Here is a 12897-nt window from a genome sequence, read left to right on the forward strand (position 1 = left end):
AGGCCTGCCCACGACGCCACGCCATCGAAGCCTCCAGCCCAAGCTGGACACCTACGAATCACACCACCTCGCGCCGCAGCCAATCACAAGCCGATTCCAGCCAGGGCTACTCGGGTCTAGCATGTCCGGGTCCGTGCCGTCCTCCGGCGCGAGGGCCGCGCCGATGCTGGCCCCGACGATCGCCACCTGGCCGCGGATGACATAGGGGCGGGCCAGCAGCTCCACGAGGCGGGCGGCGACGGAGGCCACCGCCTCCCGCCCTGTCGGGGAGGCGAGCAGCACGGCGAACTCATCCCCGCCCATCCGGGCCGCCATGTCGGCCGGACGCAGCGCGGAACGCAGCCTGCCGGCGGCCGCCTGCAGCAGCGCATCGCCCGCCGGATGGCCCAGCGCATCGTTCACCGCCTTGAAGCGGTCGAGGTCGATCAGCAGCAGGCCGGGGCCTTCGGTGGTGGGGCCGGCCAGGGCCTGCGCCAGCCGGTCCCGGAACTGCCGCCGGTCGGCGAGGCCGGTCAGCGGATCCGCGGAGGTCCTGGCCGGGCAATGCATGCAGGGGCTGCCACTCTGCGCCGGTGTCGTCTGTGCCAAGGATGCCTCCGCCCCTGCCTGCCTGGGTCAGGCCAGGAAGGATGGGCGGAAATGGTGGAGATGCGGTGAAGGCCGGTCAGGGCGCGCCGGCCAGCCGCAGCAGCCAGATCGTCCCGACGCCGGCGAGGATGGATAGCGCCAGCCTGCGCAGCCGCGCCTGGACCAGCAGCACCACGGCGCCGGCCGCGGCCGCCGGCCAGCCGGACTGCAGGAAGATCGGCGCGAGGAAAGCGACGAAGATGCAGCCCGGCAGGTGCTGCAGCATGGCCTGCACGAAGGGCGGCGGGCGGGTGACGCGCAGCACCGCATAGCCGCCGGCGCGGCAGAGATAGCTCGCCAGCGCCATGCCGATGATGGCCGCCAGCACGTCCCAGCGGAGCGTCATGCTGCGCCTCCCGCAAGGTGGATCCTGGCGCGCCGGTGGCGGCGGGCCGCCTGCGCGCCCGGGGCGCGACGGCGCCTCACGCCTGCCCCCGGGTGTCGCGCCAGGCGCCGAGGGTGGCGCCGGCGAAGGCCCCCGCCAGCACCGGCCAGGGGGCGCCCAGCCCCAGGCCATGGGCCATCAGCGCCACCGCCCCGGCCAGGAGCCAAGGCTGGAGGTCCGAGCGCCCGCGCCAGAGCTGCACCAGGATGGCGAGCACCGCGGCGGAGGAGGCGAAGAAGATCGGATGCCCGGCCGGCAGCCTGAGTGCGTTGCCGAAGATGTGGCCGATGGCGCACATCGCCATCCAGTTCACCCACATCCCGAAGCTGGCGCCGAAGAGGAAGCCGGCATCGCGCCGCCCCGCCCGCAATTCGGCGATCGTCAGGGCGAAGGAGTTGTCGACCAGCAGGGCCAGGCTGCCCCAGAGCCGGATGCCCCGCGTGCGGTCCAGCACCGGGGCGAGGGCGGCGCCCATCGGGGCCATGCGGAGATTGATCACCAGGCAGGCGAGGGTCGCGGCCAGGATCGGCGCCGGGTCCGACCACAATTGCAGGGCGACGAGCTGGCTGGTGCCGGCGAAGACCAGGCCGCTCATCAGCAGGGTCTCGAGCAGGGAGAGGCCGACGCCATCCGCCGTCATCCCCACCACCAGGCCGAAGGGCGAAAGGCCGAGGGTGAGGGCGAGCGCCGCCTTCAGCCCGCGCACCACCCCCGCCCGCGTGAAGCCGCCCCGCTGGTCCAAGCCCCGATCTCCGCTCGCCCGAAGCGCATAGCAGGCCCGGAGGAGCTTGACCCCTGCGATGGCTGCGCGGTTGGCTGGCGCCTGACGCAAGGGAGGAACGAGATGCTCGACCTGACCGGCAAGGTGGCCTTCATCGCGGGCGCCGGCTCCGTCGGCGAGGGGGGCTGGGGCAACGGCAAGGCGACGGCGGTGCTGATGGCCCGGCAGGGGGCGAAGGTCTATGGCCTGGACCTGAATCCCGCGGCGGTGGCCGGGACGGCGCGCATCATCGAATCCGAGGGCGGCACCTGCGCCACCCGCACCGTGAACATGACCATCGCCACGGAGGTGCAGGCGGCGGTCGAGGACTGCCTCGCGCGCTTCGGGCGCATCGACATCCTGGTGAACAATGTCGGCGGCTCCGCCCCCGGCGACCCGGTGACGATGAGCGAGGAGGTCTGGGACGCCCAGATGGACCACAACCTGAAGACCGCCTTCCTCGGCTGCAAATACGTGCTGCCGGTCATGGAGCGGCAGGGGGCGGGGGCGGTGGTCAACATCTCCTCCGTCGCCGCGCTGAGCCACCAGGTGGAGGGGCGGACCAATGTGGCCTATGCGGCGAGCAAGGCCGGGATCATCGCCTTCACGCGCTCGACCGCGATCGCCTTCGTGAAGAAGGGCATCCGGGTGAATTGCGTGGTGCCGGGGACCATGCACACGCCGCTGGTGGAGCACCGGCTGGCGAAGCAACTCGGCACCAACGACGCCGCGGCGCTGGTGGCGAAGCGCCATGCCAGCGTGCCGATCGGCCGCATGGGCGATGCCTGGGACGTGGCGAATGCGGTGGTGTTCCTCGCCTCGGAGGAGGCGCGCTACATCACGGCGACGCATCTGGTGGTGGATGGGGGGCTGACCGCGGCAAGGCCGGGATAGAGCAGATCGCCGGAGGCCGTGAACGACCGAAGGCGTGAATCTGCTCGGAAAACAAGGAGCTACAGCGGATGAGCGTTCAGTTCTGAACGCAATCCGCTGTAGAAGAAAGGGCGGGAGAAGATATTCCCCCGCCCCCATCCGTTTCTGTGAGTCTGCGGGCTCAGCTGCAAACTACGCCCGCAGCGTGGCGCCCGTTGCCTTCACCACCGCCGCGACGATGCGGTCCGCCACCGCCTCGATCTGCGCGTCCGTCAGCGTCGCCTCGCGCGGCTGCAGCGTGACCTGGATGGCCAGGCTGACCTTGCCCTCCGGCAGCTTGTCCCCGGCATAGCGGTCGAACAGCGCGACATCCGTGACCAGCGCCTTGTCGGCGCTGCGGGCGGCGCGCAGCACCTGCTCCGCCGTCACGCCGGCATCCACCAGGAAGGCGAAGTCGCGGCGCAGCGGCTGGAAGGCCGGCAGGTCCGGCGCGCCCTTCTTGCGGCGCTTCGGCTCCGGGATGGCATCCAGGAAGACCTCGAAGGCGACCGCCGGCCCGGCGAGGTCGAGCGCGGCGCGGACCTTCGGATGCACCTCGCCGAAGGTCGCCAGCACCGTCTTCGGCCCCTGGCGCAGCACCCCGCTGCGGCCGGGGTGGTAGAAGCCCGGGGCATCGGCCGTGACCGTCAGCGCCGCCATCGGCACGCCGAGCGCGGCCAGCACCGCCAGCGCGTCGCCCTTGGCATCCATGGCGTCCACGGCGCGGGAGGGCTCCGCCCAGTGCCGCGGCGTGTGGCCGGCGCGCACGCCCGCGACGACCGCAAGCTGCCCGGTCGGCGAGGGATCGCGGTAGGCGGCGCCCAGCTCCGCCAGCGCCACATCCGGCCAGCCGCGCGCGGCGTTCCGGCCGGCGGCCAGCAGCAGGCTGGCGACCGGCGTCGGGCGCATCTGGTCGAGATCGGCGGCGATGGGGTTGACCAGGCGCAGCGAATCCGGGGTCTCGCCGAACAGCGCCGCTGTCTTCTGCTCGAGGAAGCCGAAGCTCACGCAGTCCAGCATGCCGCGCGCCGCCAGCACCCGGCGGGCGAGGCTGGCGCGCGCCTGCTTCGGCGTCAGCGCCGGCGGCGGGACGATGCCGGAGACGGGCAGCGAGACGGCAGGGATGGTGTCGAGGCCGCGGATGCGCAGCACCTCCTCCACCAGGTCGGCCTCCGGCTCCACCGCGGCGCAGCCCTCCGCCGCGGCGCGGGCGCGCGCCTCCGGCAGGGTCGCGTCCTGGTCGAGATGCAGCCGTGCCGCGTCCTGCGAAGCACGCCCCTGAGCGATGTCGTTGCGCCAGGAGGGGACGGCGACCGTCACGCTCGCCGCGTCGCGCGCCTGCACCGTGAAGCCGAGCCGCTCCAGGATGCCGACCGCCTCCTCGGCCGGGACGTCGGCGCCGCCGAGGCCGGCCAGCCGCTCGAAGCGCAGCGTCGCGCTGCGCTCCCAGGCGGGCGGGGTGCCGGCGGCGGAGACCTCGCTGGCCTCGCCGCCGCAGAGCTCGATCATCAGCGCCGTGGCGAGGTCGAGGGCCAGCGGCGGCAGGGCCGGATCGACGCCGCGCTCGAACCGCGCCCGCGCATCCGTCCGCACGTCATGCCGGCGGCCGGAGAGGGCGATGCGCACCGGATCGAAGAGCGCGCATTCGATGAAGCACTCGGTCGTCGTCTCGTCGCAGCCGGAATGCTCGCCGCCGATGATGCCGCCCAGCGCCTCCGGCCCCGCCGCATCGGCGATGATGCCGTCCTCCGGCGTCAGCGCGTAGGTCTTGCCGTTCAGCGCCAGCAGGCTCTCGCCCTCCCGCGCCATGCGCATGGTGAGCGTCTGGCCCTTCACCTTCGCCACGTCGAAGACATGCAGCGGCCGGCCCAGGCCGTAGGTGAAGAGGTTGGTGACGTCCACCAGGGCGTTGATCGGCCTGAGGCCGATCGCCGTGAGCCAGTCCTGCACCCACTTCGGCGAGGGGCCGTTCCGCAGTCCGCGGATGGCGCGGCCGATCACGTAGTCGCAGGCGCGGGGATCGGCGATCTCCCAGCGGAGCGGGGAGGGGTAGGCGGGCGTGACCTTGGGCGCCTCCAGCGGCTTCAGCCGGCCGAGGCCCGCCGCCGCGAGGTCCCGCGCCACGCCATGGACCGAGAGCGCATCGCCGCGGTTCGGGGTGACGCTGATCTCGATGACCGGATCATCCAGCCCCGCCCATTGCACATAGGTCGCGCCGAGCGGCGCGTCCTCGGGCAGGTCGATGATGCCGGTATGGTCCTCGCCCAGGCCGAGCTCGCGGGCGGAGCACATCATGCCCTCGCTCTTCACGCCGCGGATCTCGCCGGTCTTCAGCGTGATGCCGGTGCCGGGGATGTGGTCGCCCGGCAGGGCGAGGACACCCTTCATGCCGGTGCGGGCATTCGGCGCGCCGCAGACGACGGAGAGCAGGCGCCCGTCGCCCGGATCGACCTTCAGCGCGCGGAGCCGGTCGGCATTCGGGTGCTGCACCGCCTCCACCACCCGCGCGATGCGGAAGGCGGCCAGCGCCGCGCCACGGTCCTCCACCCCTTCGACCTCGAGGCCGATGCGGTTGAGCGTCGCGGTGATCTCGGCGACGGAGGCCTCGGTCTCGAGGTGGCGCTTCAGCCAGGACAGCGGGAACTTCATCTCACACGCCCTCCGCGAGCGAGGGGGGCGAGAGCGGGTCGGCGGCCCAGTGCCGCAGCCACCGCACATCGCTCTCGTAGAACGGCCGCAGGTCGGGCATGCCGTGTTTCAGCATGGTGATGCGCTCGATCCCCATGCCGAAGGCGAAGCCCTGCCACTCCCGCGGGTCGATGCCGCAATTGGCCAGCACGCGCGGATGCACCATGCCGCTGCCCAGGATCTCCAGCCAGTCGCCGCCCTTGCCCAGCTCCCCGGTCTTCCGGTTCCAGCCGATGTCCACCTCCATCGAGGGCTCGGTGAAGGGGAAGTAGGAGGCACGGAAGCGCACCGGCAGGTCGCCGATGCCGAAGAAGGCGCGCAGGAAGTCGATCAGGCAGCCCTTGAGATGGCCGAGCGTGATCCCGCGGTCGATCACCAGCCCCTCCACCTGGTGGAACATCGGGCTGTGCGTCGCGTCGTGGTCGGCGCGCCAGGTGCGGCCGGGGACGATGACGCGAATGGGCGGCGCCTGCGTCACCATGGTGCGGATCTGCACCGGGCTGGTGTGGGTCCGCAGCACCGGCCGCCGGCCGTCCACCGCCGGCAGATAGAAGGTGTCGTGGTCCTGCCTTGCCGGGTGGTGCTCGGGGATGTTGAGCGCGCCGAAATTGTGCCAGTCGCTCTCGATATCCGGCCCCTCGGCCACGCTGAAGCCTTGCGCGCCGAAGAGGGCGACCAGCTCCTCCATGGTGCGGCTGATCGGGTGGATGCCGCCCTGCTCGGCGCCCGCCGGCGGGAAGGGGCGGGGGGGCAGGCTCACATCCATGCGCTCGGCCCGCAGGCGGGCGTCCAGCGCCGCCTCCTCCAGGGCGAGGCGGCGGGCCTCGATCGCCGCTTCCAGCGCCTGCTTCAGCCGGTTCAGGCTGGCGCCGCGCTCCTTCCGCTGCTCGGCCGGCACGGCCCCGAGGCCCTTCAGCAGCGCGGTCAGCCGCCCGCTCTTGCCCAGCGTGCCGACGCGCACCGCGTCCCAGGCGCGCAAATCGGCGGCGGCGGCGAGTTGCGCCGCGGTTTCGGCCTCCAGGGCCGCCAGGTCATCGCCCGACATCGTCGTCTCGCTCATTCTGTCCGGTCCCGGATAAGCGAAAGGCCGCACCCTGCCGGGAGCGGCCCTTCTCTGCGTCGGTCTTCCGAAGCGGGAAGCGTCAGGCGGCCGGCTTGGCCACCGGACGGGCAGCGCGGGCCTTCTCGACCAGCGCCGCAAAGCTCGTCGGGTCGTCGAAGGCGATGGCGGCCATCACCTTGCGGTCCAGATCGATATTCGCCGCCTTCACGCCGGCGATGAACTGGGAATAGGTCAGCCCGTGCTCGCGCACCGCGGCGTTGATCCGCTGGATCCACAGGCCGCGGAAGTCGCGCTTCTTGTTGCGGCGGTCGCGATAGGCGTATTGCAGCGCCTTCTCGACCCGCTGCAGCGCGGGACGGTAATTCGTGGAGGACCGGCCGACATAGCCCTTGGCGAGCTTGAGGACCTTCTTGTGACGGGCGTGGGCGGTGACGCCGCGCTTCACACGTGCCATGGCGCGCTACTCCTTACCGGGGAAGGCCGTAGGGGGCCCACTGCAGGACGGTCAGCGCGTCCTGGTGCTCCAGCACCTGGGTGCCGGTGTTCTGCCGCTTCACCTTGGGGGAGCGGTTGCGCAGCATGTGACGCTTCTTGCCCGGGCCGGCCAGCACCTTGCCCGTCGCGGTCATCTTGAAGCGCTTCTTCACAGAAGACTTCGTCTTCATCTTGGGCATTTGAGACCTCCTCGGTCAGAAGGCGCCCCCGAAGGGGCGCAGGAACGCGGCCGGGCATGCCCATACAAGCACCGGCGCGCGGGGAGGGGCGGCCTATAGCGATGCGGGGGGCGGGATGCAAGCGGCGGCCGCTGATCGTATATCCCGGGTCCGAGGCAGCAGCGGCATGGGGGCGGGGAGATGGGGACGGGCATCCTGATCGGCCGGGGCGACAGGCCCTGCGAGCTCCTGCTCTCCCGCGCCAACCGCCACGGGCTGGTCGCCGGGGCCACCGGCACCGGCAAGACCGTGACCCTGCAATGCCTGGCCGAGGGCTTCTCCCGCGCCGGCGTCCCGGTCTTCTGCGCCGATATCAAGGGCGACCTCTCCGGCATCGCCGCCCCCGGCAAGCCCAACCCGAAGCTCGAGGCCCGGGCGCAGGCGCTGGGCGTGGCCGACTACGCCTATGAGGCCGCGCCCGTCATCTTCTGGGACGTCTTCGGCCAGCAGGGCCACCCGCTGCGGGCGACGGTCGCCGAGATGGGGCCCCTCCTCCTCTCCCGCATGCTGGAGCTCAACGACACGCAGGAGGGCGTGCTCAACATCGCCTTCAAGGTGGCGGACGATGACGGCCTGCTGCTGCTGGACTTCAAGGACCTCCGCGCCATCCTGGCGCATATCGCCGACCGCGCCGCCGAGCTGCGCGACCATTACGGGCAGGTGTCCAAGACCACCATCGGCACCATCCAGCGCCGCCTGCTGGTGCTGGAACAGGCCGGGGGCGAGCAATTCTTCGGCGAGCCGGCGCTGGCCCTGCAGGACCTGATGCTGGTCACCCCGGACGGCCGCGGCGCGGTGAACGTGCTGGCCGCCGACAGGCTGATCCACAGCCCGCGCCTCTATGCCACCTTCCTGCTCTGGCTGCTCTCGGAACTGTTCGAGGAACTGCCGGAGGTGGGCGACCTGGAGAAGCCCAAGCTCGTCTTCTTCTTCGACGAGGCGCATCTGCTGTTCCGCGACGCGCCCAGGGCGCTGGTCGAGAAGGTGGAGCAGGTGGTGCGGCTCATCCGTTCCAAGGGGGTGGGCATCTATTTCGTGACGCAGAACCCGCTGGACCTGCCGGGGACGGTGCTCGGCCAGCTCGGCAACCGGGTGCAGCATGCGCTGCGGGCCTTCACCCCGGCCGAGCAGCGGGCGGTCCGCGCCGCCGCCGAGACCTTCCGGCCCAATCCAAGGCTGAAGGTGGAGGAGGCGATCACCCATCTGGCGGTGGGGGAGGCGCTGGTCTCCACCCTCCAGGCCGATGGCACGCCGAGCATGGTGGAGCGCGCCCGCATCGTCCCGCCCCGCGGCCGCATCGGCCCGCTGGCGCCGGAGGAGCGGGCCGAGCTGATGCGGAAGAGCCCCGTCGCCGGCCATTACGACCAGGCGGTGGACCGCGAGAGCGCCTATGAGCTGCTGGTCGGCCGGGCCGCCGGCGCGCCGGTCTCCGGCCCCATGCGCACCGGCCCGGCACCGGTGCGCAGCGATAATCCCTGGGGCGGCGTGGTGGTGCCGCCGCGCCCGCTGCCCGAGGCGCCGCCGCCCCGCGGCGGCCGCATCCCGCAGGTGCCCCGCCGCCCGGACGCCCCGGGGCCCTGGAGCGGCCAGCCGCAGGGCCAGGGCGGCGGCTGGGGCAATGTGTTGGGCACGGTCCTGACCGGGGGTGGCGGGCGGCGCGAGAGCCCGCTGGAATCCATGGCCAAATCCGCCGCCCGCAGCATGGGGACCTCGGTCGGGCGCAGGCTGGGCGATGCGGTGCTGCGGGGGGTGCTGGGCTCCATCCTGAAGCGGTAGCGGGACCTGCCGGCCCCGGGCCCGGATCCTGCCACGCGCCGGGGCCGGCAGCGGCCTTGGCCTTACCGGCAAAGCCATGCAGGCACCGGCGCCATGGCCCGCCGGTCCGAACGGGGCAGGCCGCGCTGGCGCGGGGACCGTCAGGGCTAGGCGGGTCCGGCCATGGCCCGCCCTGGAACTTGAGGGTGCGAAGGGCGATCGGGCATGCTGCGGACGCCCGCGGCGGCGGCCTGGGCCATCCGCCTCCCGGGCGGTCGCTGCCCGGATCCGCGCACCCACCCATGCGCCCGCGAGGCTTGGATTGCCGCCCCCGGCGGGGCATATCTGCGCCCATCATGGTTCCCTTCCGCAAGATGCACGGCCTCGGCAACGACTTCGTCGTGCTGGATGCACGCAAAGGCAGCGTGCTGGATGCCCGGCGCGCCGCGCTGCCGATCACGCCCGCCCGGGCCGCCGCCATCGCGGACCGGCGGCGCGGCATCGGCTGCGACCAGTTCATCGTCATGGAGCCGGGGACCGACGGGGCCGATGTCTTCATGCGCATCCGCAACCCCGATGGCTCGGAATCCGGGGCCTGCGGCAATGCCACGCGCTGCATCGCCAGCCTGGTGGCGGAGGAGACAGGGCGCGACCGCGTGGTCGTCCGCACCATCGCCGGCGACCTGCCGGTGGAGCGGCTGCCCAATGGGGAGGGGATGGATCTCTGGCGCGCCGATATGGGCCCCGCCCGCCTCGGCTGGCGCGACGTGCCCCTGGCGCGGGAGGTGGACACGCTGCACCTGCCGATCGGCCGCGGCCCGGTTGCCGACCCCGCCGCCTGCTCCATGGGCAACCCGCACGCGACCTTCTTCGTCCCCGAACTGGACGCCCTGCCGCTCGCCGAGATCGGCCCGGCGCTGGAGCATGACCCGATCTTCCCCGAGCGGGCCAATATCGGCTTCGTCCAGGTCCTGACGCCGGAGTACATCCGCCTGATGGTCTGGGAGCGCGGGGCGGGGCTGACGCTGGCCTGCGGTTCCGGCGCCTGCGCCGCCCTGGTGAACGCGGCGCGACGCGGCCTGACCGGGCGGCGCGCCACCGTCTCGCTGCCCGGCGGCGACCTGGTGATCGAGTGGCGGGAGGACGGGCCGGGGGCAGGACATGTGCTGATGACCGGCCCGGTCGCCACCGCCTTCACCGGCGAGATCGACCTCGGGGCCTATCCGGCATGACGGCGCCCGGCCATGGCGAGGCGCCGGGCGTGACCCGGTCGCCCGGCGGCATCGAGGTCCTGACCTTCGGCTGCCGGCTCAACACCTATGAGTCGGAGGCGATGCGTGACCTGGCCACCAAGGCCGGCCATGGCCCGACCATCGTGGTCAATACCTGCGCCGTGACGGCGGAGGCCGAACGCCAGGCGCGGCAGGCCATCCGCAAGGCGGCGCGCGACAACCCCGCGGCCCGCATCGTCGTCACGGGCTGCGCCGCCCAGATCGCGCCCGAACGATGGGCCGGGCTGCCCGGCGTCGCGCGCGTCATCGGCAATGCGGACAAGCTGAAGCCGGAGACCTGGGCGCTCGACGCCCCGCCCGCGCCGGTGACGGACATCATGGCGGCGACCGAGACGGCGGCGCATCTGGTGACGGAGTTCGCCGGCCGCGCCCGCGCCTTCGTCCAGGTGCAGCAGGGCTGCGACCATCGCTGCACCTTCTGCGTCATCCCCTTCGGCCGCGGCCCCTCCCGCTCCGTGCCCATCGGCGCCATTGTCGAGCAGGTGCGGGCGCTGGTCGCGCATGGCTACCGGGAGGTGGTGCTGACCGGCGTGGACATCACCAGCTACGGCCCGGACCTGCCCGGCGCGCCGAGCCTCGGCCAGATGGTCCGCCGCCTGCTGGCGCTGGTGCCGGACCTGCCGCGGCTGCGCCTTTCCTCCCTCGACCCGGTTGAGGTGGATGACGACCTCTGGCGGCTGATCGAGACGGAGCCGCGGCTGCTGCCGCATCTCCACCTCTCGCTCCAGCATGGCGCCGACCTGATCCTGAAGCGCATGAAGCGCCGGCACCTGCGGGCGGATGCCATCGCCTTCGCCCGGCGCGCCCGGGCGCTCAGGCCCGACATGGCCTTCGGCGCCGACCTGATCGCCGGCTTCCCGACCGAGACGGAGGCGCAGTTCCAGGAGACCCTCGACCTGGTCGAGGAAATGGAACTCAGCTTCCTGCATGTCTTTCCCTATTCGGAGCGGCCGGGCACCCCGGCCGCGCGCATGCCGCAACTGCCGGTGCCGTTGCGCAAGGAAAGGGGCGCCCGTTTGCGCGGGGCCGGCCAGGCCGCCGCCGCGCGCTTCTACGCGGGCAGGCTGGGCCAGGAGGAACAGGTGCTGTTCGAGCGCGACGACCGCGGCCATACCGCGCATTTCGCCCCCATTCGCCTGGTCGGCGGCAGCGCCGCCCCGGGCGAGCTTCGCCGGCTGCGGGTGACCGGCACCGCGCCGGACGGGCTGCTGGCCGAGGTGGCCTGACCCATGGCGCTGCGCGACTGGATCACCAGGCTCCGCGGCCGTGGCGAGCAGCCGCCGCCGGCCGAGGCGCCGCTCTCCCCGCCGCCCGGCCCGCCGCCGGTGCCGGCGCCGCCCGCGGGGCCGCCGACCCTGCCGCCGGCCGCCGGCCCGGACATCCCGGTGCCGCCGCAACCGCCGGAGCCGCCTCCCTTCACGCCGCCGCGCCCGCTGGAGCGCCTCGGCACCGAACCGGCGCCAGCGGCCCCGCTGCCCGCCGAGACCGGGCTGCGCCCGCGCGACGATGCCGCGGCGCTGCGCGAGGTGGAGGCGCGCGAGGCGGCCGAGGCGACCGCGCTGCGGGAGGCCGAGGTCCAGCCGCCCGCTGACGCCGGGCCAGCGGCACCGCCTGCGCCCACCGCGCCGCCGCCGGCCGAGACCCGCGCGCCGGCCGCGCCTGTCCCGCCGCCGGTCGGCGCGCCGCCGCCCCCGGCGCCCTCCGCCGCGCCGGCGCCGGCCACGCCCCGGCCGGTGCCCCCTGCCGCACCGCCGCCCGCCCCGGCCGAGGAGCCCGCCGCGCGCGGTGGCTGGTTCTCCCGCCTCAGGGCCGGGCTCTCCCGCTCCACCGCCAAGCTGACCGACAGCGTCACCTCGCTCTTCAAGAAGCGCCGGCTGGACGAGGAGGCGCTGGAAGAGCTGGAGGAGACGCTGATCAGCGCCGATCTCGGCGTCGCCGCCTCCCGCCGCATCGTCGAGGGCTTCCGCAAGACCCGCTTCGGCAAGGAAGTGACGGATGAGGAGGTGAAGGCGGCGCTGGCGGAGGAGATCGCCGCCATCCTCGGCCCCGTCGCGCAGCCCATGCCGCTGGACCCGGCGCGTGCGCCGCATGTGGTGCTGGTGGTCGGCGTGAACGGCACCGGCAAGACCACCACCATCGCCAAGCTCGGCCAGCAGTACGGGGAGCAGGGCCTCGCCTGCGCCTTCGTCGCCGGCGACACCTTCCGCGCCGCGGCGGTGGAGCAGCTGCAGATCTGGGGCGAGCGCACCGGCTGCCGGGTGCATGCGCCGGTGAAGGAAGGGGCGGATGCCGCCGGCCTCGCCTTCGATGCGCTGAAGGCGGCGCGGGAGGACGGCACCCAGGTGCTGCTGGTGGATACCGCCGGGCGCCTGCACAACAAGTCCGCCCTGATGGAGGAGCTGCGCAAGCTCGTCCGCGTCATCAGGCGGGTGGATGAGAGCGCGCCGCATTCCGTGCTGCTGGTGCTGGACGCCACCACGGGCCAGAACGCCATCCAGCAGGCCAAGGTCTTCGGGGAGATGGTTTCGGTCACCGGCCTTGCCGTCACCAAGCTGGACGGCTCCGCCAAAGGCGGCGTGGTGGTGGCGCTGGCGCAGGAATTCGGCCTGCCGGTGCATTTCGTCGGCGTCGGCGAGAAGGCCGGCGACCTGCGCCCCTTCGAGGCGCGGGACTTCGCGCGGGGGCTGGTCGGGCTCGACTGA

At 73.1% G+C, this 12897-nt stretch carries 12 protein-coding genes; 5 read left to right on the forward strand and 7 right to left on the reverse strand.

Translation table 11 applies throughout. The annotated features are described in order from the left end of the window. Positions 1-51: 51 nt before the first annotated feature. The 3 genes from LHA35_RS23440 to LHA35_RS23450 form a co-directional block, all read right to left on the reverse strand. Entirely contained in the window at positions 52-588 is a 537-nt protein-coding gene (locus LHA35_RS23440; protein WP_226612915.1) for a diguanylate cyclase domain-containing protein, read from the reverse strand. Positions 589-664: 76 nt separating this feature from the next. Further along, entirely contained in the window at positions 665-973 is a 309-nt protein-coding gene (locus tag LHA35_RS23445; protein WP_226612917.1) for an AzlD family protein, read from the reverse strand. Between the two features lie 76 nt (positions 974-1049). Further along, a complete protein-coding gene (locus LHA35_RS23450; protein WP_226612920.1) occupies positions 1050-1754 on the reverse strand; it encodes an AzlC family ABC transporter permease in 705 nt (234 codons plus the stop codon). Between the two features lie 102 nt (positions 1755-1856). On the opposite strand from LHA35_RS23450, the gene LHA35_RS23455 reads away from it, so the two are divergent. Then, positions 1857-2666, forward strand: coding sequence for an SDR family NAD(P)-dependent oxidoreductase (locus LHA35_RS23455; protein ID WP_226612924.1), 810 nt, complete (start codon positions 1857-1859; stop codon positions 2664-2666). Positions 2667-2837: 171 nt separating this feature from the next. Here the strand turns inward: LHA35_RS23455 and pheT are convergent, their stop codons facing one another. The 4 genes from pheT to rpmI all read right to left on the reverse strand — a co-directional run bounded on the left by pheT (position 2838) and on the right by rpmI (position 7109). Beyond that, complete coding sequence (pheT, locus tag LHA35_RS23460; protein WP_226612927.1) at positions 2838-5333, reverse strand: phenylalanine--tRNA ligase subunit beta; 2496 nt, start codon at positions 5331-5333, stop codon at positions 2838-2840. Between the two features lies 1 nt (position 5334). Then, positions 5335-6432 (reverse strand): phenylalanine--tRNA ligase subunit alpha, encoded by a 1098-nt coding sequence (gene pheS / locus LHA35_RS23465; protein ID WP_408902410.1) that lies wholly within the window; start codon positions 6430-6432, stop codon positions 5335-5337. An 82-nt stretch (positions 6433-6514) separates the two neighbouring features. Beyond that, the gene (rplT, locus tag LHA35_RS23470) at positions 6515-6889 is read right to left on the reverse strand and encodes a 50S ribosomal protein L20 (protein ID WP_226612930.1); all 375 of its coding nucleotides are present in this window, start codon (positions 6887-6889) and stop codon (positions 6515-6517) included. A 13-nt stretch (positions 6890-6902) separates the two neighbouring features. Further along, a complete protein-coding gene (rpmI, locus tag LHA35_RS23475; RefSeq protein ID WP_226612934.1) occupies positions 6903-7109 on the reverse strand; it encodes a 50S ribosomal protein L35 in 207 nt (68 codons plus the stop codon). Positions 7110-7289: 180 nt separating this feature from the next. On the opposite strand from rpmI, the gene LHA35_RS23480 reads away from it, so the two are divergent. From LHA35_RS23480 to ftsY, 4 genes are all read left to right on the forward strand, one after another. Further along, the gene (locus LHA35_RS23480; protein WP_226612938.1) at positions 7290-8924 is read left to right on the forward strand and encodes a helicase HerA-like domain-containing protein; all 1635 of its coding nucleotides are present in this window, start codon (positions 7290-7292) and stop codon (positions 8922-8924) included. Positions 8925-9256: 332 nt separating this feature from the next. Then, on the forward strand, positions 9257-10135 hold the full coding sequence (gene dapF, locus LHA35_RS23485; protein ID WP_456316093.1) for a diaminopimelate epimerase: 879 nt from the start codon (positions 9257-9259) through the stop codon (positions 10133-10135). Beyond that, a complete protein-coding gene (mtaB, locus tag LHA35_RS23490; RefSeq protein WP_226612955.1) occupies positions 10132-11421 on the forward strand; it encodes a tRNA (N(6)-L-threonylcarbamoyladenosine(37)-C(2))-methylthiotransferase MtaB in 1290 nt (429 codons plus the stop codon). The genes dapF and mtaB overlap by 4 nt, the downstream gene beginning before the upstream one ends. Positions 11422-11928: 507 nt before the next feature. Next, entirely contained in the window at positions 11929-12897 is a 969-nt protein-coding gene (ftsY, locus tag LHA35_RS23495) for a signal recognition particle-docking protein FtsY (RefSeq protein WP_226613047.1), read from the forward strand.

Source organism: Roseicella aerolata (assembly GCF_020523605.1).
Classification (GTDB): Bacteria; Pseudomonadota; Alphaproteobacteria; order Acetobacterales; family Acetobacteraceae; genus Paracraurococcus; species Paracraurococcus aerolatus.

Excerpts from the sequence above, each read along its gene's own strand:
- LHA35_RS23445 (WP_226612917.1), bottom strand. The coding sequence starts at position 973 with ATGACGCTCCGCTGGGACGTGCTGGCGGCCATCATCGGCATGGCGCTG.
- LHA35_RS23455 (WP_226612924.1), top strand. The coding sequence starts at position 1,857 with ATGCTCGACCTGACCGGCAAGGTGGCCTTCATCGCGGGCGCCGGCTCC.
- pheT (WP_226612927.1), bottom strand. The coding sequence starts at position 5,333 with ATGAAGTTCCCGCTGTCCTGGCTGAAGCGCCACCTCGAGACCGAGGCC.
- pheS (WP_408902410.1), bottom strand. The coding sequence starts at position 6,432 with ATGAGCGAGACGACGATGTCGGGCGATGACCTGGCGGCCCTGGAGGCC.
- rplT (WP_226612930.1), bottom strand. The coding sequence starts at position 6,889 with ATGGCACGTGTGAAGCGCGGCGTCACCGCCCACGCCCGTCACAAGAAG.
- rpmI (WP_226612934.1), bottom strand. The coding sequence starts at position 7,109 with ATGCCCAAGATGAAGACGAAGTCTTCTGTGAAGAAGCGCTTCAAGATG.
- LHA35_RS23480 (WP_226612938.1), top strand. The coding sequence starts at position 7,290 with ATGGGGACGGGCATCCTGATCGGCCGGGGCGACAGGCCCTGCGAGCTC.
- mtaB (WP_226612955.1), top strand. The coding sequence starts at position 10,132 with ATGACGGCGCCCGGCCATGGCGAGGCGCCGGGCGTGACCCGGTCGCCC.